21 protein-coding genes are annotated in these 24,767 nt (G+C 51.5%); 15 read left to right on the top strand and 6 right to left on the bottom strand.

The window, feature by feature from the left end; all coding sequences use genetic code 11:
* Positions 1-241: 241 nt before the first annotated feature.
* Both AAC007_RS14030 and AAC007_RS14025 read right to left on the bottom strand, forming a co-directional pair.
* Positions 242-610 (bottom strand): DUF3703 domain-containing protein, encoded by a 369-nt coding sequence (locus tag AAC007_RS14030; RefSeq protein ID WP_339677613.1) that lies wholly within the window; start codon positions 608-610, stop codon positions 242-244.
* Positions 611-691: 81 nt separating this feature from the next.
* Complete coding sequence (locus tag AAC007_RS14025; protein WP_339677611.1) at positions 692-1,687, bottom strand: DNA-binding protein; 996 nt, start codon at positions 1,685-1,687, stop codon at positions 692-694.
* A gap of 307 nt (positions 1,688-1,994) precedes the next feature.
* Here AAC007_RS14025 and AAC007_RS14020 point away from each other — a divergent pair, with 307 nt between their 5' ends.
* The 12 genes from AAC007_RS14020 to AAC007_RS13965 all read left to right on the top strand — a co-directional run bounded on the left by AAC007_RS14020 (position 1,995) and on the right by AAC007_RS13965 (position 15,964).
* Complete coding sequence (locus AAC007_RS14020; protein ID WP_339677610.1) at positions 1,995-2,387, top strand: hypothetical protein; 393 nt, start codon at positions 1,995-1,997, stop codon at positions 2,385-2,387.
* Between the two features lie 115 nt (positions 2,388-2,502).
* Complete coding sequence (locus tag AAC007_RS14015; protein ID WP_339677609.1) at positions 2,503-3,015, top strand: DUF411 domain-containing protein; 513 nt, start codon at positions 2,503-2,505, stop codon at positions 3,013-3,015.
* A 71-nt stretch (positions 3,016-3,086) separates the two neighbouring features.
* A complete protein-coding gene (locus AAC007_RS14010; RefSeq protein ID WP_050977129.1) occupies positions 3,087-5,000 on the top strand; it encodes a copper resistance system multicopper oxidase in 1,914 nt (637 codons plus the stop codon).
* A gap of 11 nt (positions 5,001-5,011) precedes the next feature.
* Positions 5,012-5,725 carry a copper resistance protein B gene (locus AAC007_RS14005; RefSeq protein WP_007645375.1) on the top strand — a complete coding sequence of 238 codons (714 nt, stop codon included), beginning with the start codon at positions 5,012-5,014 and terminating at the stop codon, positions 5,723-5,725.
* A 39-nt stretch (positions 5,726-5,764) separates the two neighbouring features.
* Positions 5,765-6,079, top strand: a complete 315-nt coding sequence (locus tag AAC007_RS14000) for a hypothetical protein (RefSeq protein WP_040393421.1) — start codon at positions 5,765-5,767, stop codon at positions 6,077-6,079.
* Positions 6,080-6,137: 58 nt separating this feature from the next.
* The gene (locus AAC007_RS13995; protein ID WP_007645378.1) at positions 6,138-6,701 is read left to right on the top strand and encodes a cytochrome c; all 564 of its coding nucleotides are present in this window, start codon (positions 6,138-6,140) and stop codon (positions 6,699-6,701) included.
* 165 nt (positions 6,702-6,866) lie between these two features.
* The gene (locus tag AAC007_RS13990) at positions 6,867-9,146 is read left to right on the top strand and encodes a heavy metal translocating P-type ATPase (protein ID WP_232283117.1); all 2,280 of its coding nucleotides are present in this window, start codon (positions 6,867-6,869) and stop codon (positions 9,144-9,146) included.
* A 132-nt stretch (positions 9,147-9,278) separates the two neighbouring features.
* Positions 9,279-9,590 (top strand): hypothetical protein, encoded by a 312-nt coding sequence (locus AAC007_RS13985; protein ID WP_339677603.1) that lies wholly within the window; start codon positions 9,279-9,281, stop codon positions 9,588-9,590.
* 87 nt (positions 9,591-9,677) lie between these two features.
* Positions 9,678-10,928 carry an efflux RND transporter periplasmic adaptor subunit gene (locus AAC007_RS13980; RefSeq protein ID WP_339677602.1) on the top strand — a complete coding sequence of 417 codons (1,251 nt, stop codon included), beginning with the start codon at positions 9,678-9,680 and terminating at the stop codon, positions 10,926-10,928.
* Entirely contained in the window at positions 10,921-14,076 is a 3,156-nt protein-coding gene (locus AAC007_RS13975) for an efflux RND transporter permease subunit (protein WP_339677600.1), read from the top strand. Before AAC007_RS13980 ends, AAC007_RS13975 begins: the two co-directional genes overlap by 8 nt.
* Positions 14,069-14,674 carry a cation diffusion facilitator family transporter gene (locus AAC007_RS13970; RefSeq protein ID WP_339677598.1) on the top strand — a complete coding sequence of 202 codons (606 nt, stop codon included), beginning with the start codon at positions 14,069-14,071 and terminating at the stop codon, positions 14,672-14,674. Before AAC007_RS13975 ends, AAC007_RS13970 begins: the two co-directional genes overlap by 8 nt.
* Before the next feature lie 192 nt (positions 14,675-14,866).
* Positions 14,867-15,964, top strand: coding sequence for a cytochrome P450 (locus AAC007_RS13965; RefSeq protein ID WP_339677596.1), 1,098 nt, complete (start codon positions 14,867-14,869; stop codon positions 15,962-15,964).
* 460 nt (positions 15,965-16,424) lie between these two features.
* Here AAC007_RS13965 and AAC007_RS13960 read toward each other — a convergent pair whose 3' ends face one another.
* The 3 genes from AAC007_RS13960 to AAC007_RS13950 form a co-directional block, all read right to left on the bottom strand.
* The gene (locus tag AAC007_RS13960; RefSeq protein ID WP_339677595.1) at positions 16,425-19,541 is read right to left on the bottom strand and encodes a CusA/CzcA family heavy metal efflux RND transporter; all 3,117 of its coding nucleotides are present in this window, start codon (positions 19,539-19,541) and stop codon (positions 16,425-16,427) included.
* Between the two features lie 9 nt (positions 19,542-19,550).
* Positions 19,551-20,450, bottom strand: coding sequence for an efflux RND transporter periplasmic adaptor subunit (locus tag AAC007_RS13955; RefSeq protein ID WP_339677594.1), 900 nt, complete (start codon positions 20,448-20,450; stop codon positions 19,551-19,553).
* 222 nt (positions 20,451-20,672) lie between these two features.
* A complete protein-coding gene (locus tag AAC007_RS13950) occupies positions 20,673-21,944 on the bottom strand; it encodes a TolC family protein (RefSeq protein WP_339677593.1) in 1,272 nt (423 codons plus the stop codon).
* Between the two features lie 195 nt (positions 21,945-22,139).
* Here AAC007_RS13950 and AAC007_RS13945 point away from each other — a divergent pair, with 195 nt between their 5' ends.
* Positions 22,140-22,268, top strand: a complete 129-nt coding sequence (locus AAC007_RS13945) for a hypothetical protein (RefSeq protein WP_339677591.1) — start codon at positions 22,140-22,142, stop codon at positions 22,266-22,268.
* A gap of 124 nt (positions 22,269-22,392) precedes the next feature.
* Here the strand turns inward: AAC007_RS13945 and AAC007_RS13940 are convergent, their stop codons facing one another.
* Positions 22,393-23,298 carry a cation transporter gene (locus AAC007_RS13940; protein WP_339677589.1) on the bottom strand — a complete coding sequence of 302 codons (906 nt, stop codon included), beginning with the start codon at positions 23,296-23,298 and terminating at the stop codon, positions 22,393-22,395.
* 70 nt (positions 23,299-23,368) lie between these two features.
* Between AAC007_RS13940 and cadR the strand changes: the two genes are divergently transcribed.
* Positions 23,369-23,800: a Cd(II)/Pb(II)-responsive transcriptional regulator gene (gene cadR / locus AAC007_RS13935; RefSeq protein ID WP_339677587.1), complete on the top strand. Its 432-nt coding sequence runs from the start codon at positions 23,369-23,371 to the stop codon at positions 23,798-23,800.
* Complete coding sequence (locus tag AAC007_RS13930; RefSeq protein WP_339677586.1) at positions 23,797-24,765, top strand: site-specific integrase; 969 nt, start codon at positions 23,797-23,799, stop codon at positions 24,763-24,765. The genes cadR and AAC007_RS13930 overlap by 4 nt, the downstream gene beginning before the upstream one ends.
* Positions 24,766-24,767: the final 2 nt, after the last annotated feature.

Raw genomic sequence — 24,767 nt, 5'->3', positions numbered from 1 at the left:
GTAAAGCGGACAAATTTAGCCACTTTAGCCGTAATCCACTGAATTTCTTAAAGTTATAGAAAATTACGGCCTGTTATCCGTGGTCATTAAATATGGGTTAGCTTTGGGTAAAACCGCTAATTTTCCGATACCAATTCATTCCCATCGCTACCGCCAATGAGCATGAGTTTTTGCCTGAGCGAAGCCTTCACATGTTTCGTAAGGTGTTAGGTTTTTTCAAACGGACCGCCGTATTTAGGCTTTAGGAGGCGGATTTAGCTTTCTCGATCAAAACTGCTAAGTCAGCAGGAATTGGCATTTCTTTAAAGGGGCTAACATTGGCCCCACCGGTGTTTCCCCGTGGAACTAATCCAAAGACTGTCTTCGTAGCGGCCCCTATCAGCCTAAAAATCTGCCCAAGAACTTCCCGTGACTTTTGATTTCTCAGGGCGTATAGCAACATCAGGAAGTGGACTCTGGTATGCCAATACGTAGACTCCTGTCCGAGAATATGCGCTCGCTCCAGATGTTTAAACTCGTTCTGGGAATCCCGATGGAACCTTGCTTCCCGAGCTTTTACAATCTCAGCGGTTTCGTATAGGGCAATTTTCCTAGTGAAACTTGATGTCATGTTTAGCCCTCGATGAAGTGTTATTGCCGGTACTTACTCCGCCGGTGGAAGTACCGTCCCACTGGATTGTCGATCATTCAGTTACAACCTCGATATCGCTTTCTCCTCCAACAAACGATCCATCATGTCCGTCTTGATTGAAATTTCTGCTTCCAGCTTGCCAATCGATACCGACGCTTCCGCCTTCCAAGCTTGCAGCTCTTCATTCAGTTTCTTAAGTTTATTGAACTGCTCCACTTGAGCCGTGAGCCCGGAGAGTTGAGTTTTAAGTGAGTCAGCTTCTCCCGTTTTGGAATCCAAGTGCATTGTCAGTTTGTGCTGCTCGGCTTCCAGTTTTGCAGCTGTTTTCTGCACGGCACCAAGCTCGGCCGACAGTCGCCCATTGTCTTTGTTTAACTGCGTAATCTCGGACTGCTTAACCGAAAGAGTTTGATTCAGAACGCGCATTTCGGCCTGAAATTGCTGTACTTGTTGCTCATGCTTTCGTTGATCCTGGTCTCGCTGCTCTTTTACCGACTGCCGATAGTGCTCCATTGCATCTCGGCTATGGCGATGTTTCTCTTCCAGCGATTCGACTTGGGTTTGTTTTTCAGCTAAAAGCTCCCGAAGTTTTTCTTCGGTTTGGATGGCTTTGGCGTCTTTTACCTTCAGCGCGCCTTCTGAAGCCTTGCTTTTCTCAAGATCCGCTAGTGCGTTCTGTAACTCATGTGCATTTTCTGCGAGCGCTTTATTGACATTGGTGAGAGAAGCTTCGAGTGCTTGAATTCGGTGTGTAAGTGACTGCACGTGATCCTGATGCTTGGTATGACTTTCATCAATTTTGGATTGTGCTTCCTGCTTCAGTACTGACGCCAGGCGCCCGACGAGCTCCTTTATCGGCTGACTAATCAAAGTCTCGTCATCCAGGCGAGCCGAAGCCTCCTCTTCAATTTCGCGTAGATATCGATGGATAGTCGACCTGGAGCCGGTATTGCCAAGCTCTACACGGATCGCATCGATGGAAGGGTTTTCGCCCCGGCTGATGAGGGTTTTGTGCGCTGTGGATACCAACGCCTTGTTGATGCCGCCTCTTGCCATAATTCGCCTCTCGATGTATTTCGTACTGTATTACATACCATGTATATACATACTATTACGAATTGCATCAACGTACAAACATTTCAATTGCTAGCATTCAATAATGGTAGGTTATCTAATGTTAAGCCGTATTTTCATCAAAATTGGGCAAAAACTGGTACAGGCCAGCGCAACTGAGCAGCTCTAAAGGAGTGAGCCCTGTCCGCAAAACCATTACTGATGAATCGCTAGCAGCTGTTATTAAGGTGGACGCTAATCAACGTCTTGGATTATGCTACTATGACGTTTTTTCGATATGTTCATTCCTATGGTCATTAAACATCGCCGTTCTGTGTGGTTAATCGCGCTGCTCACCTTGGTCTTCCTGGGCCAATCGTTAGCAGTCGTGGCTATGCCATGCCAGTTCATGGATGTTGCGCCTGTAACCCATGACATGGCGTCCATGGATCATTCAATGATGGGTATGCATCACGATATGAGCCACATGGATACTCAAGACAAAACGATGGATATGAAAACCACCCACGACTGCTGCAAAACCATGGGGCATTGCTCCTCCAGTAGCTGTTCAGCGCCCGCATTGGGTTATAGCCTGGCTTTTGCCGTATTATCGGATTCTTCAGTGAATACCAATTGGTATTACCAGCACATCCCCAGCTCGCCCGTTTCCTCCCTCTATCGTCCCCCCATTTCCTGCTGATACAGGACAGTTACGCCTGTAATTTGGCGTATCAGTCAACAAATTGTATTCGCGGGAGCGAAAGTAGCTCCCTCTGTTGATGGTTTAAACAACCTCGCGTTGTTTTGGAGCTTTTATGGTTTCCCAACATTTTATGGGCGCTATCGGTAGCTTGGCGATTTCGTTTTTATTGATAAGCCACACCGCATACGCCTCATCCATCCCATCGCCAGCTGCGGCTGCCGATAAACCCGTTCAGTTAGCGGTATACAAAAGCCCGACTTGCGGCTGTTGTGAAGAATGGATTTCCCACCTGCAATCCCATGGGTTGAAATCCACTATCCATCATCCCGATGATCTGAATGTGATCAAAAACCGCTACCAGATCAGTCCCCAATACCAGTCCTGCCATACCGCTGTCTCCCCTGAGGGGTATGTATTTGAGGGACATATTCCAGCGCAGCTCATTACCCGTTTCCTCGCCGAAAAGCCTCAAGGGGCCATAGGCTTGGCCGTTCCTGGTATGCCGGTAGGTAGCCCAGGCATGGAGATGGGCGAACGATTCACACCCTACGATGTGCTCTTGCTTAAAAGCGATGGCAGCAGTGAGGTGTACCTTCGCATCACCAGTTTGACGCAAACTTTCTAAGGAGAATGGGCATGAAAATTCCCGATACCCGCACAGCGGGGATACGCACAACAATGGAATTGATTACAGCAATGGATCGCTATCCGGTGGTACCTGATGTGTTGCCACCCGACCAGTCCCGGCGTCGCTTTGTACTCGGCGCTTCCTCTTTGGCTGCCCTGAGCGTATTGCCATTATCCGGTCAGGTATTTGCGGACACACCCCGGCCAACCAATGGCCCGCAAACTCTGACGGGAAACCAGTTCGATCTCTCGATTGGTTTTCAGAAGGTCAACTTCACCGGCAAACAACGGATCGCCACCACCGTTAACCAGGGCTTGCCTGCGCCCATCCTGCGCTGGAAAGAAGGTGAGCGAGTTAAATTAAAAGTGACCAATACGCTCGACCACGACACCTCCATCCACTGGCACGGCATCATTCTGCCTTCGGAAATGGATGGGGTGCCGGGCATGAGTTTCGACGGTATTAAACCGGGCGAGACCTTCGTTTACGAGTTCGATGTCCAGCAAAGCGGTACCTATTGGTATCACAGCCACTCCGGTTTTCAGGAGCAGACTGGATTAATGGGCGCCATCGTCATCGATCCCAAAGATCCTGATCCGGTTGCCTATGACCGGGATATGGTTGTGCTGCTGTCGGACTGGACGGACACCGCGCCGGAAAAGGTTTATGGCACTTTGAAAAAGATGAGCCACTACTACAACTTCCGCGAGCGGACGGTCGGCGATCTGGTGCGTGACCTCAAAACCAAGGGGTTATCAGCCACCTGGAACGAGCGCGCCATGTGGAACCAGATGCGCATGAGCGAAACCGATATCTCGGATGTGACCGGTTATACCTACACCTATCTGATGAACGGTGTTACGCCAGATCAAGGCTGGTTGGGACTTTGCAAACCCGGCGAGAAAGTGCGCCTGCGTTTTATTAACGGCGCGGCGATGGGCATTTTCGATGTGCGGATTCCGGGATTGAAAATGACAGTGGTTGCCGCTGATGGCCAGAATATCCAGCCGATAGTGGTCGATGAATTTCGCATCGGGGTGGCGGAAACCTACGACGTGATAGTGGAACCCGCTGGCGATAGCGCCTACACCATCTTTGCCCAAAGTAATGACCGTACCGGGTATGCCCGTGGCACCCTGACGACGGATATTGCGTTGCGTGCCGAAATACCGGCGATGGATCCAGCTCCCACGTTGGGTCACCGCGAAATGGGGATGGATATGTCCGGTATGGATCATAGTGGTCATGATATGTCGGGTGGGATGCCGGGTATGGACCATAGTGAACAGGCAAAGCCAGCAATGGAAGCTATGGATCATTCCGGCCATGACATGAGCGCGATGGATCATAGCGGGCACGATATGTCGGCAATGAAAACCATGGATCACAGCCAGCACACCGGCAAATCGCGGTTGGCCAAAGCGGGTTTTGGTAGCAACTTCGATCCACTCGCCAAGATCAATCATGTCGATACGGAATTCGGCCCCCATGTGGATAGCCATTCCGATGCCCCGCAAAGCGGTTTGACCGATCCGGGTATTGGCCTGCGTGACCACATGAAGCTATACGGTCGCCGCGTATTGACCTACGCGGATATTCGCGGCCTGCATCCCACCTACGACAAACGTGAGCCCTCACGGGAAATTGAGCTACATCTGACCGGTAATATGCGCCGCTACATGTGGTCGATCAATGGCCTCAATTTTGCCGACGCCAAGCCGCTGGAACTGAGCTTTGGCGAGCGTGTGCGCATCATCCTGGTCAATGACACCATGATGACGCACCCCATCCATTTACACGGTATGTGGAGCGAATTGGAAACCGGTGATCCCAATTACATCCCTCGCAAGCACACCATCATTGTCCAGCCCGGCTCGCGCATCAGTTACCTCGTGACTGCCGATGCCAAGGGCCGCTGGGCCTATCACTGCCATTTGCTTTACCACATGCCCGGCATGATGCGTGAAGTCAGGGTTGTTTAGGAGAAACGCCAATGAAAAACCTATCTAAAAAACTGACTCTGACACTGGCGACCGCGTTATCCAGTCTGCCCGCGATTGCCCATGAGGGTGATGACCCCTTGCTGACGCGGGTGATGATTGACCAATTCGAGTGGCGCGATGGCGATGACGAGGCCGACCCGTATGTGCTCGAAGCCCAGGGCTGGATTGGTAAAGACCTGCATAAACTCTGGATCAAAACCGATGTGGAGCGTGTGGATGGTGAAACGGAGGAAGCCGAGATCCAAGCGCTGTACAGCCGTGCCATCGCCCCGTTCTGGGATATCCAGGTAGGCGTGCGGCAAGACCTGAAACCCACACCGGAGCGTGAATGGGGTGTGATCGGTATCCAGGGATTAGCGCCGTATTACTTTGAAATCGATGCGGCGTTGTTTATCGGCGATTCAGGCGATACCGCCGCGCGTCTATCGGCGGAATACGAATGGATGCTTACCCAAAAAGTGGTTTTATCACCTGAAGCATCGGTGAACTTTTATGGCCAAAACGATATGCATCGCCTGACGGGTTCAGGGTTATCCGATGCCCAAGCTGGCCTGCGGCTGCGTTATGAAATTCGCCGCGAGTTTGCACCCTATATCGGCGTGAATTGGACGAAAAGCTTCGGCAATACCGCCGATTTTGTGCGTGAACATGGCGAGTCTACCAGCGATACCCAATGGGTCGCCGGTGTTCGCGCCTGGTTTTAATTCCAGTGTTAACCAATATTAATTACTGAGGAATATACGATGAAAACGTTTTTACTTAACTCTGCTTTGATCTTATCCAGTGTACTGATGGTAGCTCCGAGTTTTGCCCATGATCCCGCAGAGCATGCCAAAACAGCGGAAACACCCGATTGTGACGCGATGAAAAAAATGGATCACTCCAAGATGGATATGAATGATCCGGTGATGCAAGCTCTGATGAAAAAATGCAGTGCTGCACCGGCCGAGAAAAAAGAAGGTGAGCAACATCAGGGGATGGATCATGGTGATATGAAAGGAATGGACGACCAAAAGGTCAGCTCCAGTGAAAGCCATGAAGGTCATGGTTCCCACTAAGGCTGTTTTGCAGGGGGGCGGCATTAATCGCCTCTCTGTATATTGAGGAGAATAGGCTATGAAACTGGTCAAATGGTTATTACTGATGAGCACAGCCGCACTTCTGGCGGGAGCTGCATTTATCTATACCGGCATTTATCCCATGGGTGCCGATGTGCCGCACAACCGGATCACTTATTCGTTGTTGGAAACGGTGCGCGAGCGATCAATATCCCGTGCCTCGGCAGATATTCAGGTACCGGATCTTTCCAGCCCGGAACTTTTGCTGAGCGGTGGCCCGGATTACAACGACATGTGCGCCCAATGCCATCTCAAACCGGGTACCAACAGCAGTGATATGAGCATCGGGCTTTATCCCAGTCCACCCAATTTGTCTCTGGCACCGGATGATCACGAGCATGCCCACGATGCTGGAGACACTGGCAGCACACAGCGCCAATTCTGGATCATCAAGCACGGCATCAAGGCCAGTGGTATGCCCGCCTGGGGGCCAACCCATGATGACCAACGGATTTGGGCGATGGTGGCGTTTATCCAGAAATTACCGACCCTGACTCCAGAGCAATACCAGATCCTGACGGCGCGCGCGGCGGCTGAACGAGCCACCACTGAGCTACACTGAAAAATAGGGTCTGGGCTTGATATATCTCAAACAGGCAATATCAGTAACCGGTAAGGTTACTGAGTAGATCAACCGCTAAGAGGTTTACTGATGGAACACATACACACGCATTCGCACACTGAACAATCGACGAACCTTGGAACGCTGAAAGATCCGGTTTGCGGTATGGTGGTCACTCCAGTATCAGTCCATCACGTCGATCATCAGGCCAAAACCTATTATTTCTGTAGCGCGAGCTGCAAGGCAAAGTTCAAAGCCGAACCCGGCAAATATCTGGTGCTGCCAGATCAAGTCGATCATGTTGATCCTGCACCGGCGATATCCGGTCCGGGCGCGGTTTACACCTGCCCAATGCACCCGGAGATTCGCCAGGATCATCCCGGGATCTGCCCAAAATGTGGAATGGCACTGGAACCACTGTTGCCCAAACTCGATGAAGACGAAAATCCGGAGTTGCGTGATTTCACTCGCCGCTTTTGGTGGACATTGCCGCTGACAATAGTTGTAACTGTTCTGGCCATGTTTGGTCATCAGCTTCACTTATTTGATGCGTCCATCCAAACCTGGATTGAACTGTTCCTGACGTTACCCATCGTCTTATGGGCTGGAACACCTTTTTTTCTGCGTGGCTGGCAGTCAATCATGAATCGCAGCCCCAACATGTGGACCTTAATTAGCTTAGGTACAGGCGCTGCGTTTGTTTACAGTCTAGTGGCAACATTGTCTCCTAACGTATTCCCTGATTCCTTCGTATCCATGGGAAGAGTCTCCGTTTATTTCGAGGCAGCAGCCGTTATTATTTCATTGACGCTGCTGGGGCAGCTGTTGGAATTAAAAGCGCGCTCACAGACCTCAGCGGCGATCAAATCCTTGCTGGGATTAGCACCAAAAACAGCCCGACGTATTCGCGATGATAACAGTGAAGAGGATGTGCCACTGGCGCATGTTCATGTGGGGGACAAGTTGCGTGTTCGCCCCGGCGAAAAAGTACCGGTGGATGGTGTTGTGGTGGAAGGTAGTAGCGCTGTGGATGAGTCCATGCTGACCGGCGAGCCGCTGCCGGTGATGAAACGCGCGGGTGATAAAGTCATTGGAGCGACAATGAATACCAATGGTGCACTCACCATTGAATCTGAGCGCGTGGGGTCGGCGACCATGTTGGCGCAGATTGTTCAGATGGTGGCGCAAGCGCAGCGATCCAAAGCACCGATGCAACGCATGGCGGATTCCGTCGCCGGTTATTTTGTCGTTGCTGTAGTCGCGATTGCCGTGCTGACCTTTTTTGCCTGGGGACTGTTCGGCCCTGAACCGCGTTGGGTATTCGGTTTAATTAATGCGGTAGCGGTACTGATTATTGCTTGCCCTTGCGCGTTAGGACTGGCGACACCTATGTCAATCATGGTGGCCACCGGGCGTGGTGCCACACAGGGTGTGCTGTTTCGGGACGCCGCCGCCATCGAGAACTTTCGCAAGATAGATACCCTCATTATCGATAAGACGGGAACCTTGACTGAAGGACGACCTGCATTTGATCGTGCGGTACCGGCTCAAGGATTTAATGAAGACGATGTGTTGCGCCTTGCCGCAAGCCTTGATCAGGGAAGCGAACATCCGCTGGCCGATGCCATTGTCCGCGCGGCGCGCGAGCGCAATCTCGCATTGGAAAAAGTCGAACAATTTGAATCGGGTTCTGGCATCGGAGTGTATGGAACCGTTTCGGGGCGCAAGCTGGCGCTGGGAAACACGGTGCTAATGGAGCAACAGGGTGTCGTTGTTGCACCGCTGGTGCCCGAAGCCGAAACCTTACGCAGTGAGGGTGCCAGTGTTATGTACCTGGCAGTGGATGGGCAGCTCGCGGGTCTGTTGGCGGTGTCTGACCCCGTCAAGGCCAGTACACCGGAAGCCTTGGCGACACTAAAAGCCGCTGGTTTACGCATTATTATGGCGACGGGCGATGGCCTCACTACAGCCAAAGCCGTGGCGGCGCGCCTGGGTATCGATGAAGTCCACGGTGAAGTGAAACCAGAGGATAAATTGCGTTTGGTTGAACGCTTGCAAGCCGAGGGCAAGGTTGTTGCCATGGCGGGCGATGGAATCAATGATGCACCCGCTCTGGCCAAAGCCGATGTGGGTATTGCCATGGGCACCGGTACTGACGTAGCGATGAACAGCGCACAAGTTACATTGGTGAAAGGCGATTTACGCGGTATTGCGGTCGCGCGGTTTTTATCGGAAGCCACCGTGGCCAATATGAAACAAAACCTGATGTTTGCATTCTTGTACAACGGTTTGGGAATTCCAATTGCTGCCGGAATACTTTTTCCCTGGACGGGCTGGTTGTTGTCGCCAATGATCGCAGCACTGGCAATGAGCCTCAGCTCTGCATCGGTGATTGGAAATGCCCTGCGGTTGAAACGGGGAAAAATCTCTGTCAACGATCAATAGACTCGGGGGGAGTGAGTTTTGAGGGCTTACCCCCCTAATCCTGGATGACGTATTTTTCTGTCGCCTGCATTGAGCTATGCTGACACTATGCGCCGTTATTCATTGTTTTTTATCTTACTTCTGAGCTTCGTGATGCCTCTGCAAGTCGCGGCAGAAATTCTGCTGTCCGCGTCGCCGTGCCCTGAAGAAATGACCATGGTAATGGATGAATCCGGTGGTAGCGAAACTATGCCTTGCTGCCCTGATGCAGATGAAGGTGATGCTATAAATTCCTGTGAAACCGCTAAATCCTGTCATCTCTGTAAAACACCCGTGCAGGTATATCTCTATACACCCGCGTCGTTTTTCTCTCTTTCAAGCTTGTCGGCACACACTAAAACTCGTCCATTGAACCTTGCTGTCTTCAATCCCGCCAGTATCTGGCGACCTCCGAACGCCTCCTGAGTTAATACGATTACACCTCGCTTGAACCGGTAACGATACCGGGCGTTTAGGCGGGACGTTTTTTATCGTCTCTCAGGAATCATCTGAATGAATAATCTCTCTGTACGCCTGCTTGCAGCCGTTGGGTTAAGCACGTTGGTACTTGGCATTGCGATAGGTGTTGGTTGGCAGCACCTGCATAAATTCAACTCAACAGCGTCGCCTCAAAATAATGCTATTGAAGAGGCCAAACAGGAACCCAAGGTGCTTTATTGGTATGACCCCATGGTGCCGGACCAGCATTTTGACAAACCGGGTCCATCGCCTTTTATGGATATGGATCTGGTACCCAAATATGCGGCGCCATCAACTCAAGAACCGGGGCTTACCGTCGATGCAGCTCTGGTGCAAAACCTTGGTATGCGCAAAGCCAAGGTGCAGCGCCTACCGATCCACAATGAGCTGGAAGTAGTCGGGCAATTGCAATTTAACCAGCGTAACCAGGCGGTAGTGCAATTGCGCGCGGCGGGTTTTGTGGAAAAAGCCTGGCCGTTAGCGGTGGGCGATAACGTCAGCGCCGGTCAGCCGATTGCCGAATTCCAGATACCCGAATGGCTGGATGCCCAAAACGAGCTGCTCTCCCAACCCATTGGACAGAACCCGCATTTGTTGGCGACCTTGCGCGCACGCCTGCAATTACTCGGGATGCCCGATAGCCTGATTGCAAAGGTGGAAAAAACCCGCCAGCCGGAGACACGGGTAACCATCACGTCACCTATCGCTGGCGTGGTGGATATGCTGGAGGTGAAAACCGGTATGGCGCTGGCCAGTGGCGCTATGCTGGCAAAGATTAACAATCTGGATAGCCTGTGGCTGGATGCCGCCATTCCCGAAGCGCAAACAACAGGTTTGCATCCAGGTGATAAGGCTATTTTCCATTCGGCTAATTCCGGCGATCCGGCACTGACCGGCACACTGGAGTACCTGTTGCCTTCGCTCAATGACAGCTCCCGCACATTGACGGCTCGTATCCTGCTCGACAACCCCAAAGGACACCTGAAACCCGGTACCAGTGGGCGTGTACTCCTACAATCCGGGACCGATGAAAGCGGATTGTTTGTGCCCACGGAGGCGGTAATCCGCACGGGAAAACGGATACTGGTGATGCTGGCCGAAGCGGGTGGCAAATTCCGCCCGGTGGAGGTTATCACTGGCCACGAGATGGGCAACCAGACCCTCATCCGCAAAGGTTTGGAGGAAGATCAGGAGGTAGTAGTCAGCGGCCAGTTCCTGTTGGGTTCCGAAGCCTCCTTTTTGGGGATCACGCCGGAAATAGCGGGAGGACACGACCATGATTAGCCATTTGATTCATTGGTCTGTCGCCCACCGGGTATTAGTGCTGTTGGCCTCGCTGCTACTCACCGGCTGGGGCATTTGGGCGGTCAAAACAACACCGATTGATGCCTTGCCCGACCTCTCGGATGTGCAAGTCATTATCCGTACCAGTTTCCCGGGACAAGCGCCCGAGCTGGTAGAAAATCAGGTGACTTACCCCTTGGCCAGCAAAATGCTCTCGGTACCCGGTGCCAAAACCGTGCGCGGTTATTCGATGTACGGCGATAGTTTTGTGTACGTCTTGTTTGAGGATGGTACCGATCTTTACTGGGCGCGCTCCCGCGTTCTGGAGTTCTTGAGCCAAATGCAGGCGCAGTTACCGGCAAGTGTCACACCGGCACTAGGGCCGGATGCCACCGGTGTTGGCTGGATATTTCAATACGCATTGGTCGATAAATCGGGGCAGCACGATATTGCGCAATTGCGGGCATTGCAGGATTGGTTCTTGCGTTTTGAACTGGCACCCTTGCCGGATGTGGCTGAAGTCGCCGCTGTCGGCGGTATGGTCAAGCAATACCAAGTGGTGCTCGACCCGCTTCGGCTTGCAGCCCATAATCTGTCCCATGAGGCGGTGATTACCGCTGTGCAGCAGGCCAATCAGGAAACCGGGGGCGGCGTTCTTGAACTGGGTGAAGCCGAACTGATGGTCCGCGCCAGCGGGTATTTGCGCACGTTGGATGACTTCAAATCCATACCGCTAAAGTTGATGGATAACATTCCCGTTACTCTGGCCGATGTCGCCCACATCCAACTCGGGCCGGAAATGCGCCGGGGTATTGCGGAACTGGATGGTGAAGGCGAAGTCACCGGCGGGATTGTGGTGATGCGCTCGGGCGGAAATGCTCGCGCCACTATTGCCGCCGTGAAGGAAAAACTCGCGCAACTTCAACACAGTTTGCCTGCCGGGGTTGAAATCATCGATACCTATGACCGCAGCTTGTTGATTGACCGCGCCGTGTCCAACCTGACTCACAAGCTGCTGGAAGAGTTTCTCGTGGTAGCACTGGTCTGCGCCTTATTCCTCTGGCATTGGCGCTCTGCGTTGGTAGCGATTGTCGCCCTGCCACTTGGGGTATTAATCGCCTTTGTGGTGATGCGCTATCAAGGTATCAACGCCAACATCATGTCGCTCGGCGGTATCGCCATCGCCATAGGGGCGATGGTGGATGCAGCCATCGTTATGATTGAAAACGCCCACAAACATGTGGAGCGATGGCAGCAACAACATCCCGAGCAGGAACTAATCGGTGAGAAACGCTGGCAGGTATTGACCCAGGCGGCTGCCGAGGTGGGGCCTGCGCTATTTTTCTCGCTGCTCATTGTCACCCTCTCGTTTATTCCGGTATTTACGCTGGAAGCACAGGAGGGTCGGCTCTTTGGCCCACTCGCCTTCACCAAAACTTACGCGATGGCAGCAGCAGCTGGTTTGTCGGTGACACTGATTCCGGTGCTCATGGGTTACTGGATTCGCGGCCGGATTCCGGAAGAACATCAAAACCCCGTCAATCGCTGGCTAATCCGGGGTTATCGTCCACTCTTGACCGGAGTATTGCGCCATCCGAAAACGACACTGGGTTTTGCGCTGGTGGTATTACTGAGCACCGCTTGGCCACTGAGCCAGCTGGGCAGTGAATTCCTGCCACCGCTGGATGAAGGCGATTTGCTCTATATGCCCAGTGCCTTGCCGGGGTTAAGTGCCCAACAGGCCAGCCGTTTGCTGCAACAAACGGATCGGCTGATTAAAACCATACCGGAAGTGGAACGGGTATTTGGTAAGGCCGGTCGCAGCAATAGCGCTACCGATCCCGCCCCGCTGGAGATGTTTGAAACCACTATCCAGTTCAAGCCGCGCGACCAATGGCGAGCCGGAGTGACCCCGGAAAAACTCATGGCTGAACTGGATGCACGGGTCAAAATACCGGGGCTGTCCAATATCTGGATTCCGCCCATCCGCAACCGTATCGATATGCTGGCCACCGGGATCAAAAGTCCCATCGGCGTTAAAGTTGCCGGTCAATCGCTGGCGGATATCGACCAGATAGCCCAAACGATCGCGCAGGTTGCGAAGGACGTCCCTGGGGTCTCTTCGGCCGTTGCCGAACGTTTGGGTGGTGGGCGTTACCTTGATATCCAGTTCGACCGGGCGGCACTTGCGCGTTATGGTCTGAGCATCACGCAAGCGCAATCGGTGGTGAGCAGTTTGATCGGTGGTAACAACATTGGTGAAATCATCGATGGCCGTGCGCGATTTCCTATCAACTTGCGTTATCCACGCGATTGGCGTGACAGCATTGGCAAGCTGCATAATCTGCCGATCATCACTCCGGTAGGTAGCCAAATTACACTGGGTACAATTGCCGCCATCAAAGTCACCGATGGGCCCAGCATGCTCAAAAGCGAAAACGCCCGTCCCACCAGCGTGGTATACGTTGATGTGCGCGACCGCGACCTGGGTTCAACCGTGAAGGATTTACAGCTGACTATTAACCAGCAAGTGACTTTGCTGCCGGGCACCAGTATCAGTTACGCAGGCCAGTTTGAATTTATGGAACGCGCCAATGCTCGTTTGCAATGGATAGTCCCGGCAACACTTCTGATCGTTCTGGTGCTGTTATTCCTGACCTTTTCCCGTTTGGATGAAGCCCTATTAATCATGGGCACCTTGCCCTTTGCGTTAACCGGTGGCATTTGGTTGTTATACCTGATGGACTACGAGCTATCCGTTGCAACGGCCGTCGGGTTTATTGCACTGGCTGGAGTGTCTGCCGAATTCGGCGTGATTATGTTGCTTTACTTGAAGCAGGCCTGGCAGCGGCGTATTGAGGCACGTACAACAACCCAGCAGGATTTGCTCGATGCCATTCAGGAAGGTGCAGTATTGCGGATTCGCCCCAAGATGATGACGGTGACGGTGATTATTGCGGGCCTAATGCCAATCTTTTTAGGCAGTGGTACCGGTTCGGAAATTATGGGCCGAATTGCAGCGCCTATGGTTGGTGGAATGCTCACTGCACCCATGATATCGTTATTTTTATTGCCCGTGGTCTATCGAATGTTGAGAGGCTCTTCTCTTAATAACATCAATGCTAAAGAGGTATCGCAGCATGAGTGATGTCAATCTCGATCTCGGCTCGACTGGAAAGCGCAGAACGTTGTGGATCGTGCTCTGGCTCAATGTGGCTATCGCAGTGGGATTCCTGACGACGGGTTATTTCGGAAATTCTAATGCCCTTATAGCCAATGGGCTCGACAATTCGTCCGACGCCATCGTATATGGTTTAAGCCTGCTCGCCTTGACTCGCTCACGCACTTGGAAACGCGGTGCGGCGCGTTTCTCCGGCATCATGCTGCTGATCTTCGCTGCAGGGGTCGTGCTGGATGCGATCCGTCGCTATTTTGGAGGATCGGAACCCATCGGTGCGTTGATGATGACGATGGCTGCCGTAGCAGCGGTCGTGAATTTCCTATCCCTCCATTTACTTAACAAGTTGCAAAGCAAAGATGTAAATCTCCGCGCTGCAACGACCTTCAGCATTAACGATTTCGTCTCCAATGGCGGGGTCATTCTGGCAGGAATCATCGTTATCTGGACAGATTCCAATTGGCCTGACTTGCTCGTCGGAATTGCTGTCGCTGGGATTGCACTTTACGGTGCTATCGATATTTTGAGGGATGCCCACACGGATGTTCAGGAGGAACGTGAAACCTAGCATGGCAAGGAAAATCTTTGACGATCCTAATAGAAACACCGTATCCGCTGCTCACAACGCAAGGAAGGAAACGATTTCTTTTTTTGACCAATAACATGAGTGCCAACTGAAACATCACGCTGCTCATATCCCGCGATCTTCTTTGAGACAGCCTGACAAACTCGTTCTACGGCGCCACATTGGAGGCAAGACATGCACCCGTTTCCCACCACTGGATCGTTCGACAGCACCCTGGCCCTCCGCCGGGATCCTTATCGCTTTATCTCCAATCAGTGCAATCGACACGCATCGGATGCTTTCGAAACACGGCTACTGCTACAAAAGATGACCTGTATTCGAGGGGAAGAGGCCGCCAAGGTCTTTTACGACACCGCGTTTTTTTCGCGCGTTGGCGTGGCTCCGTCGCGAATTTCCAAGACGCTGTTCGGACGCGGGGGCGTGCAAGGGATGGATGGTGATGTCCATCGACATCGAAAGATGATGTTCATGTCACTACTGACAGTAGAAAAAATTGGCGGTCTGACTCAGTTGGCGAGCGACATCTGGAATCGTCGTCTACTTCAGTGGACTTCGTTGGATCGAATCGTAGTGTACCGGCAAGCACAAGAGATTCTAACCGAGGCCGTTTGCCAATGGGCCGGCATTCCGCTCGAACCTTCAGATGTCGCCCGACGAACCAGCGAACTCGTGGCACTGTTCGACTACGCAGCCAATATCGGACCAAAGCATTGGTGGGCAAGGCTCGCACGCAAACGCAATGAAGCTTGGTTGTGCGGAATTGTCGAACAAATCCGCCATCGAATTCATCGACCGCCGGTGGACAGCGCGGCATTTCTTGTTGCCAATCATCGTGATCTGGATGGAAATTTGCTCGATTCCAAAATCGCCGCGGTCGAATTGAATAACATTTTGCGCCCAACTGTCGCGGTTTCTGCCTACGTCGTTCATTGTCTCCACGCCCTGCACATGCATCCCGAGCTACGAGAGCAGCTGTCACAGGGCTCGGCGGATGACTTCCAGTGTTTCGTGCAGGAAGTCCGACGATGCTATCCGTTCTTTCCGTTTGTCGCAGCAAGAGTGAAAAAGTCATTCGAGTGGAAGGGTTATCCGTTTCCTTCCGGTCGTAAAGTCTTGTTGGACCTGTACGGCACCAATCATGATGCGCGAATTTGGAATCGCCCCGACGACTTTGATCCCGAACGATTTCGCAGTTGGGATGGAAACCCATTCACTCTCATTCCTCAAGGCGGGGGGGACCACTACCAAAACCGGCGAATGGATCGCTATTGAGCAGATGAAAGTGGCGGTCGATGTCTTCGTCAATCGGTGCGAGTACGTCGTGCCAGAACAAGTATTAAAAATTGAGATGGATCGGCTGCCGGCAATTCCGCAAAGTCACTTTATCCTGCAGAATATTCGTATTGGGAAGCACGCGTGACCTCACATCCCAACATCCAATAAATTGCACACAGTATTTGACATTTCAACTAGGCTACTTGCTTTTCGATTAAGCAGGTGACTTATATCTCAACTAAAGATGAAGCCGACCGTTTTCGCCTTGCCACTAATGATGAATTGCTTCTCTTGCTGATCGCGGTGCTATTTTGTAAGCATGCCACCAATAAACTCGACGATCGTGAATCCTACACTACTGTCATTGTCGTGTGAATGTGATGCATTGTGCCTCCTGCTTTGAACCAGTGAAATCAACAGGCGAGGTGAACCCCGGCGATAGCCGGGGGTTCATCCATTATTTTTTGATAGGTTTATCCCGGCGATGGACCCACTGATAGAGTACGGGTAACACCAACAACGTCAGAATGGTTGAAGAAATAATGCCCCCGATAACCACGGTCGCGAGTGGTCGCTGAACTTCCGCACCGGTACCCGTGTTCAATGCCATTGGCACAAAACCAAGACTGGCTACAAAAGCCGTCATCAACACCGGGCGAAGGCGGATCATCGCGCCTTCTATGATTGACTCAGTCAACTGCCCAGTTTCATGCCATAGCTGGCGTATGAAGGCGAGCATCACAAGGCCGTTGAGTACCGCCACGCCGGAGAGCGCAATAAAGCCAATCCCGGCCGAGATCGATAGCGGCAAATCGCGCAGATATAAAAACAATACGCCGCCGGTCAGAGCGAGCGGCACACCACTGAAAATGATCAAGGCATCTCTGAGTGAGGCAAAGGCCATGACAAGAATACCCAGAATCACCAACAGGGTAAGGGGTACCACGATGGACAGACGCTGACTGGCAGACTCCAATTGTTCAAAGGTGCCGCCATAGTCCAGCCAATAACCCGGTGGGATATCTGTTTGTTCGCGAATTTGCTGTTTTACCTCACTAACAAAACTTCCCAGGTCTCGCCCACGCACGTTTGCCGTCACTACTACACGTCGCTTCCCATTTTCACGACTAATTTGTGCTGGAGAAGGTGCAATACTGAGAGAAGCCACTTCTTCCAGGGGGACATAGTCGCCGCTGGGAAGGGGAACAGGCAAAGATTTAAGCCCTTCGATGTCCCGCCTTAGCAATTCGGGAAGGCGCACGATCAGCTCGAAGCGACGATCCCCTTCGTATAAAACGCCTGCTGACTCGCCGCCTATTGCAGCAGCAATCCAATCCTGTAGTTGGACCACATTCAAACCATAGCGACCGAGTGTTTCTCGTTTAGGGCTTACTGATAACGATGGCAATCCCTCCACTTGCTCCATTCGGACATCGGCCGCGCCTTCAACGGTGCTTACAACCCGTAGGATGTCTTTTGCGGTAAGGGTCAGTTGGTCCAGGTCATCACCAAAAATCTTTATTCCGAGATCTGCTCGGACACCCGAAATGAGTTCGTTAAAACGCATTTGTATGGGTTGAGTGAATTCATAGTTGTTGCCGGGTAATTGCCACAGTGCTTCTTCTATTTCTTCAAGGAGTTCAGTCTTTGTTTTTGATGGTTCTGCCCATACACTTCGAGGCTTTAGAATCACAAAAATATCAGCAATACTTGGCGGCATAGGATCAGTGGCTACTTCTGGTGTCCCTATACGCGCAAAGACTTTATCGACCTCCGGAAACGCTTTAATGCGCTTTTCCAGAACCTCCTGCATTTCGACGGATTGCTCCAAGCCTGTACCGGGTATGCGTAACGCTTGAAGAGCAATGTCACCTTCGTTTAACTGCGGCACAAATTCTGACCCTAGAGTGGTTGCCAGCCAAAGGCTGAACGCCACAAGTAGAGCTGCACCTGATACGACCACCCAGCGAAATTTGAGTGTGGCAAGTAGTAAAGGACGATAAACAGATTTGGCTGCGCTGATGACGATGCTTTCTTTTTCAGAGATTTTTCCATTCATAATCACCGCAATGGCTGCTGGAATCAGCGTTAACGACAATATCATGGCAGAAATTAGCGCCATAACGACAGTTGCGGCCATTGGGTGGAACATTTTTCCCTCAACGCCAGTCAAGCTAAAAATCGGGATGTAGACGATTGTAATGATGGCCACACCAAACAAGCTTGGGCGTATCACTTCGGATGTTGCGTCAAATACCGTATTCAGTCGTTCACGAAGTTCCTGCCGTCCACTCTGATGCTGTGCTTCACCCAAGCGACGAATACAATTTTCAACAATGATTACGGCACCATCGACAATCAACCCAAAATCGAGAGCTCCCAAGCTCATTAAGTTGGCGGACACGCCCATTTTTACCATGCCGGTTATCGTCATCAGCATCGCCAAAGGAATCACTGCTGCGGTGATAAGTGCAGCACGTATATTCCCCAGTAATACAAATAACACAACAATAACGAGTAAGGCGCCTTCCAATAAATTTTTGCTTACAGTCGTAACGGCTTTATCAACCAGGCTTGTGCGATCGTATACAGCTTCCGCAATAACGCCTTCTGGCAGCGAGGCTTGAATATCGACCAGTTTAAGCGCGACATCACGAGCAACTGTACGAGAATTTTCGCCAATCAACATCATGGTTGTCCCGAGTACGGTCTCCACACCATTTCGTGTCGCTGCACCGGTACGGAGTTCCTTGCCTATCGCAACTTCTGCTACATCCTCTATTTTCACAGGCACACCATCGTTTTGTTTGATGATGACCTGACGAATCTCCTCAATCGTGGCTAATTGACCTTGAGAACGCACTAATAGCTGTTGACCATTGGCTTCGATGTAGCCAGCACCTCGGTTATCGTTATTTGACCGCAACGCATCGGCGACATCGTCGAGACTGACCTGATGGTATAAAAGCTTTTCCGGGTTCGGCATCACATGGTATTGCTTGTTGTACCCGCCGATACTGTTAACCTCGATCACGCCTTTCACTTGCGCTAATTGCGGTTTAATGATCCAGTCCTGAATTTCACGTAGGGCCGTTGCTGTATACGGTTCACCGTTACTCATGCGCGCAGATGAATCAGCCTGTACTGTATACATAAATATCTCGCCAAGACCGGTCGATATGGGACCCATCTCTGGCTCCAGCCCGGCAGGCAACACACTTTTAATCGCACCAAGCCGCGCATTAATCAGGTTTCTGGCGAAATAAATATCGGTGCCTTCTTCAAACACAACGGTGACTTGAGATAAGCCATAGCGAGATAAAGAACGGGTGTGCGAAAGCTTGGGCAAGCCGGCGAGAGCCGTCTCAACCGGATAGGTGATCCGTTGTTCCGATTCCAGAGGCGAATAGCCCGGTGCCGAGGTATTAATCTGCACCTGTACATTGGTGATATCCGGTACCGCATCGATGGGAAGTTTTTGATAACTCCATACGCCAATACTGACAATCACTAAAATAAAACTCAAAAATAGAAAACGCCTCTCTATGGCGAGACGCAAAATTGATTCAATCATGATGCACCCCTAGTCGTCGTCTTCAGCTTCGGATTTCAAAATATCCGCTTTGATTAAGTAGCTATTTTCTGAAACATATTCAGCGCCCAGCTCTAGTCCAGAAACGACCTCAATAAAATGGTCATCGGATTTCCCTAGAACCAAAGGTGCAAACTCATAGGCTTCACCTTCTTTAACAAACACGCCTAACCGTTCTCCCAATCCTTGCACGGCGTCTTTCGTCACCACTAAAGAAACGTCAAATTCATTGGTATGTATTTTCCCTTTGGCAAGCAGACCTGGAGAAAGCCTTAATTCATCGTTATCAATCTTGACGCGCGCAAGCACATAAGGTTTACCTTCAGCCGGTATCAGGTGGGCTACATCGGAAAGAATCGTCTTATCGTTGATGGTGATAGAAACAGGCTGTCCGGCGCTCACTTTTGCCTGTTTTCCCGGGTAAATACGGAACTCTACCCACACCGTATCCAGGTTGGTAATCGTCAATAATCGCCTTTCCTGTGTTGGTTCACCGGGGTTCGCGTGGCGTTGCACAATAACCCCGGATATCGGAGCGAGTATTGGATAGCTTTTTAAGCTTTCGTTCGACTCTATGGTCGCGATGCGATCACCTTTTTTAACGCTATCGCCGATTGTAACGTTGATTGATTTGACGACGCCGGGGAAGCGCGCATAAATTTCGTGACTGTTCTCAGGCGCTTGTGCCACCCTCCCGTAGACTGTGACGGTTTGACTGATTGTCCCGGCTGTTGCTTTTTCGGTAACGATGCCAACCTTTGTAGATAACTCGTCTTTAATTCGACTGATTTCTTCATACTCTTCTTCGTCATGGTCATCATCCGCCAGAGTGGTTTGAATAGGCGCTAAAACGCCTAGCAATAAAAGTAGTGAGAGTAAATATTTATTCATTGTTTTTCCTTTTTGATCCGTATACTGGTGAGTCACCTAAATTATGTGTTTTTTATGGCTGTCTCTTTCTTCATGTTGATGATCATGTGAGTGATCATCAACCGCGTAAACGTAAGCGCTGAAAAGAATGATTAACGCTGTGAGTAGTGTGATAAACGGATTTTTCATAGTCATAAATTCCTGAGGCCTGATCGTTATCAAACCCGATTAAAAAAGATTGGATTAGCGGTTAAGGGCTTCGCTGGACAGCTTTTCTATCAGTGCCTGACTGATGAGTGCCGTCGATGCCGCATCGATATACGCCTGTTTGGTTGCAAGCAATTCTTCCTGGGCGGCAATCAAATCGAGATAGCGATAGCGCCCATTTTCATAAGCTTCGCGGGTCAGTCTGAGCGCCTTTTCCAGTGCCGGAATCACCGCATTTTGGGTTTTAGTGGCCGCCGCGATGCTTTGCTTTCTCAGCGAATAGGCTTCAAAAAGTTGGGCATGTACACGTAAAAGCAGATCCTCACGGGCATAATCCACGGCATTGCGATTTGCCAGGGCGGCTCTTACTTCGCCACTGCTACGGTTATTGGAAAACAACGGAATGGAGAGTCCGGCGGTGAAGGCGGTATCGCCTGTTTCCTCGAAGCGTGTGATACCCGCCCGCCAAGTCAGATCACTGCGCGCACCGGCGCGCGCGAGCGTCACCTCTGCATCCCTGATCCGTGTCTCGCTCGCAAGCACCTGAAGAGCCGGTGACGTTTTCACCCGAGCATAAAGTTGGTCAAAACCCTGATTTCCCCCGAATTCAGACAGGCTCCCCTCCAGCGTGGTAAGCGTCGGAGTCGTATCACCCCAGAATCGCGCAAGCTGTACCTTTTGACGCTCGAATTGCTCCACCAACGCAGCAAGGCGAATTTCCGCGCGCGCAACTGAAGCTTGAGCACGCATGACCTCTGCTTCCGGTGTAGCACCCTGTTTGGAGCGCGTTTTGACGGTTTTTAGCAATGACCGGGAAAGCCCCAGCGACTCCTCTGCGAGCCCCATGTTGGCTTGGGTTGCCAGACTTTCGATATAGAGCGCCGTCAGCTCACCCAGTACGTCCAGAGAAACGGCTTGCTGTTCCCATTCAGCCTGGTTGATTCGCGCATCAGCATAGGAGACGCGGGCTTGACGCTTGCCGCCCATTTCGATAACCGAGGATAACGCCACGGTAGTTTCCGCCGTATCAAATCCCTGGGTATCGCCTGATCCAGCGACGTTTTCAACCTCAAGTTCGAGTGCCATCGCAGGGCGTAAAACACTGGTTTGCCGTTGAGCCTCCAACGCGTCCTTGGTAAAGCGGTATTGGTAAAGTTGCGGGTTGTGCGCCAGCGTGCGGGCCAGTGCCTCGTTCAAGGTCAGCGTGGCAGCGGTGTTTTCAGCATTTGCCGTGACGGTCAAACTACAGAAAAAAAGCGCAAGCCACAGACAGGCTTTATGACACCTGTAAAAAGTGGGTAATCGCATGGGATAAATCCTAATGTAAGTCGTATTTCCGTGAGTGCGGGTATAAACAGTACTTAGGGCTTAGGCTTTGGGCGGGCGCAGAAAGGTTTCGAAGGTATCGGGAAAAGCGTTTTCAGAATAATCAGGTACGGGGGAAGAACCTCTGGACAATAATGTGGACTCGGTAGGCACCAGGATGGCGGGACAAAAACGACCATGGCAATGACAGCAGTGGTGACAATCCCGCTCCTGCAAGGACGAAGCGTCTTCGACATGGTGTTTATCGGACTCGGGACCATCGAGATGCTGGTGGGTCTGATCGAAAGCCACATGCTCATTGCCTGACTGATGCAGCTGGTGCGCGTCTCCCATAGCCATACCGGATTGCAAAACAATCAGTATTAGCACTGCATATGTCAGGACACGTTGACGCATTTTTATCGTTTATCCGTTTTCTCGGTTTGGGTCATTATCGTAACAAAAGTATACGACGAGCGCCGCTCAATACCACCAGCCCAATCATAAGCCCGATAACCAGATCCGGTATCTGGGACCCGGTCAACGCCACCAGGATGCCTGCCGTGATGACGCCAGCATTGGCCAACACATCATTCGCCGAAAATATCCAACTGGCTTTCATATGCGCCCCCTGGTTACGCGATTTGAAGATCAGCAAGAGACAAGTGATATTCGCCACCAGAGCCACGACGCCCATACCCATCATAAGAGTTGAAACGGGCTCGCTCCCATAGATCGTTCGCCTCAGCACCTCGAGCAGAACTCCCACGGCAAGCACCAATTGTAACCAGCCGGAAAGGTGAGCCGCTTTGAGCTTAAGACGAGCCGCCTTGCCCACCGCATACAGTGACACACCATAGACCGCTGCATCGGCAAACATATCCAGCGAATCAGCAATAAGCCCCGTGGACTGCGCCACAATACCCATGCCCAATTCACACACAAACATAGCAGCGTTGATGGCCAGTAACCATCGTAATACTCGCGCCTCGCGTGTCTCCCCGGACTTCGCCAATTCTTTGGCTGTTTGAACCGCCTCGCGGTCCACCGATTCGAGCGAGACCAACGTTGCTCCAAGCCCAACAGACGCCATGGTTTTTTCCACGGTCTCCGCCATATCGGGGTGATACACACGCACGCTCCGAGAGGGGATGTCGAACGCGAAGGTGACAGTTCCATCAAAACTACCAAACGCGGTGCGAATCAGGTTTTCTTCTGACGGGCAATCCATTTTAGGAACAGTAAATACACTTACATGACTCACCTCAGCCGGCGTATCGCTGTTTGTTTGAGCCTCAAATAGGGATGGCGCGTCAGTGGGGTTGCAGCCACAGCAAGTCTTCGAATCTGTTGACATAGTGAGCTCTTGTTACATGAATACCACAAGGTTAAACTCTATTGTAGCTATAGAGTCAAGGTGGAAGTCTATGAAAATTGGTGAGCTCGCAAAACGTAGCGGCTGTTCGATCCAAACGATTCGGTATTACGAGAAGGAGGGCTTGATTGCCGTGCCTGCACGTACTGACGGCAACTTCCGCTTGTATGACACAGCCGCGCTTGAAAAGCTGTCCTTCATCAAGAATTGCCGCGCGCTGGACCTGACGTTAAGCGAGATTAAACATCTTATAGCCCTACAACATTCACCTGGTACACCGTGTGAAGCGGTGAATGACATGATTGATGCACATCTGCACATTGTTGAGACTCGTATTGCTGATCTCCAGAACCTTCAGAGCGATCTAAAGCGGCTGCGGCACAAATGTGGTCACGCCAGATCGATTGACCAGTGCGGAATATTAAATGAACTCTCACCAAAATCTCAGCGAACGTTTGCAGATAAGGAAAGGGGGTCGCGGTGACAGACGTTGATCAATATATTCAAGCGGCAACTCGGGACAATACCCGTTTAAGTTACCGCGCTGCTGTCGAGCATTTCGAGAGTCAATGGGGCGGTTTTTTGCCAGCAACAGCCGATAGCGTGGCTCGGTATCTGGTGAATTACGCAAACACCTTGTCAGTCAATACCCTTCGCCAGCGCTTGGCGGGTTTGGCAGCCTGGCATCTTGATCAGGGGTTTCCAGATCCCACCAAAGCGCCTCATGTGAAAAAGGTGTTAAAGGGCATCGCAGAATTGCACCCGGTGATTCAAAAGCAAGCCAAACCTATTCAGCTCAGTCAGCTAATGCTCCTGGTGAACTCTTTTGATTGCTTCATTAAAAATGGTTCGCCAAAAGACGCGCTGCAGTCGACTCGGGATAAGGCGTTGTTGCTGATCGGTTTCTGGCGAGCTTTTCGCAGTGATGAGCTTGCACGTCTTTGTGTCGAGCACATTCAGGCACAGTCAGGACAAGGGATGGAAATATTTGTACCCCGCAGCAAAGGCGATCATTCCCGCCTGGGTCGGCGATACAAAGCACCGGCGCTACAACAACTGTGTCCAGTCGAAGCTTATCTGGACTGGGTTAGCGCGGCGCAATTAAAAAGTGGACCGGTCTTTCGTTCGATTAACCGGTGGGGCCAGATATCCGGGGACGCGTTACATCCGGCCAGCATCATTGGCATCATTCAACAGTGCTGTACCCGAGCCGACATCGACGAGGCGAACTTGTTTAGCAGCCACTCGCTGCGACGTGGTTTTGCCACTTGGGCAAATGCACAGGGCTGGGACACAAAGTCGTTAATGGAATACGTGGGTTGGAAGGATGTGCAATCTGCCATGCGGTACATTGAGTCACAAAATCCATTTCACCGACAAACAATAGCGCGAGATTTGGCAACAAGTGAATCAGAGACGCGGCCTTTGGATGCTAGAAGCATGGAGTAACA

The organism is uncultured Zhongshania sp., from assembly GCF_963975605.1.
Lineage (GTDB): Bacteria > Pseudomonadota > Gammaproteobacteria > Pseudomonadales > Spongiibacteraceae > Spongiibacter > Spongiibacter aquimaris.
This window is presented reverse-complemented; position numbering and strand designations above follow the sequence as displayed.

Bases quoted from the DNA above. Each gene is read 5' to 3' on its own strand.
- AAC007_RS13970 (WP_339677598.1), top strand. From the start codon at position 14,069: ATGAGTGATGTCAATCTCGATCTCGGCTCGACTGGAAAGCGCAGAACG.
- AAC007_RS13980 (WP_339677602.1), top strand. From the start codon at position 9,678: ATGAATAATCTCTCTGTACGCCTGCTTGCAGCCGTTGGGTTAAGCACG.
- AAC007_RS13965 (WP_339677596.1), top strand. From the start codon at position 14,867: ATGCACCCGTTTCCCACCACTGGATCGTTCGACAGCACCCTGGCCCTC.
- AAC007_RS13945 (WP_339677591.1), top strand. From the start codon at position 22,140: ATGGCAATGACAGCAGTGGTGACAATCCCGCTCCTGCAAGGACGAAGC.
- AAC007_RS14020 (WP_339677610.1), top strand. From the start codon at position 1,995: ATGGTCATTAAACATCGCCGTTCTGTGTGGTTAATCGCGCTGCTCACC.
- AAC007_RS14000 (WP_040393421.1), top strand. From the start codon at position 5,765: ATGAAAACGTTTTTACTTAACTCTGCTTTGATCTTATCCAGTGTACTG.
- AAC007_RS14030 (WP_339677613.1), bottom strand. From the start codon at position 610: ATGACATCAAGTTTCACTAGGAAAATTGCCCTATACGAAACCGCTGAG.
- AAC007_RS13975 (WP_339677600.1), top strand. From the start codon at position 10,921: ATGATTAGCCATTTGATTCATTGGTCTGTCGCCCACCGGGTATTAGTG.
- AAC007_RS14010 (WP_050977129.1), top strand. From the start codon at position 3,087: ATGGATCGCTATCCGGTGGTACCTGATGTGTTGCCACCCGACCAGTCC.
- AAC007_RS14015 (WP_339677609.1), top strand. From the start codon at position 2,503: ATGGTTTCCCAACATTTTATGGGCGCTATCGGTAGCTTGGCGATTTCG.
- AAC007_RS13950 (WP_339677593.1), bottom strand. From the start codon at position 21,944: ATGCGATTACCCACTTTTTACAGGTGTCATAAAGCCTGTCTGTGGCTT.
- AAC007_RS13985 (WP_339677603.1), top strand. From the start codon at position 9,279: ATGCCTCTGCAAGTCGCGGCAGAAATTCTGCTGTCCGCGTCGCCGTGC.
- AAC007_RS13960 (WP_339677595.1), bottom strand. From the start codon at position 19,541: ATGATTGAATCAATTTTGCGTCTCGCCATAGAGAGGCGTTTTCTATTT.
- AAC007_RS13990 (WP_232283117.1), top strand. From the start codon at position 6,867: ATGGTGGTCACTCCAGTATCAGTCCATCACGTCGATCATCAGGCCAAA.
- AAC007_RS13955 (WP_339677594.1), bottom strand. From the start codon at position 20,450: ATGAATAAATATTTACTCTCACTACTTTTATTGCTAGGCGTTTTAGCG.
- AAC007_RS14025 (WP_339677611.1), bottom strand. From the start codon at position 1,687: ATGGCAAGAGGCGGCATCAACAAGGCGTTGGTATCCACAGCGCACAAA.
- AAC007_RS13995 (WP_007645378.1), top strand. From the start codon at position 6,138: ATGAAACTGGTCAAATGGTTATTACTGATGAGCACAGCCGCACTTCTG.
- cadR (WP_339677587.1), top strand. From the start codon at position 23,369: ATGAAAATTGGTGAGCTCGCAAAACGTAGCGGCTGTTCGATCCAAACG.
- AAC007_RS13940 (WP_339677589.1), bottom strand. From the start codon at position 23,298: ATGTCAACAGATTCGAAGACTTGCTGTGGCTGCAACCCCACTGACGCG.
- AAC007_RS14005 (WP_007645375.1), top strand. From the start codon at position 5,012: ATGAAAAACCTATCTAAAAAACTGACTCTGACACTGGCGACCGCGTTA.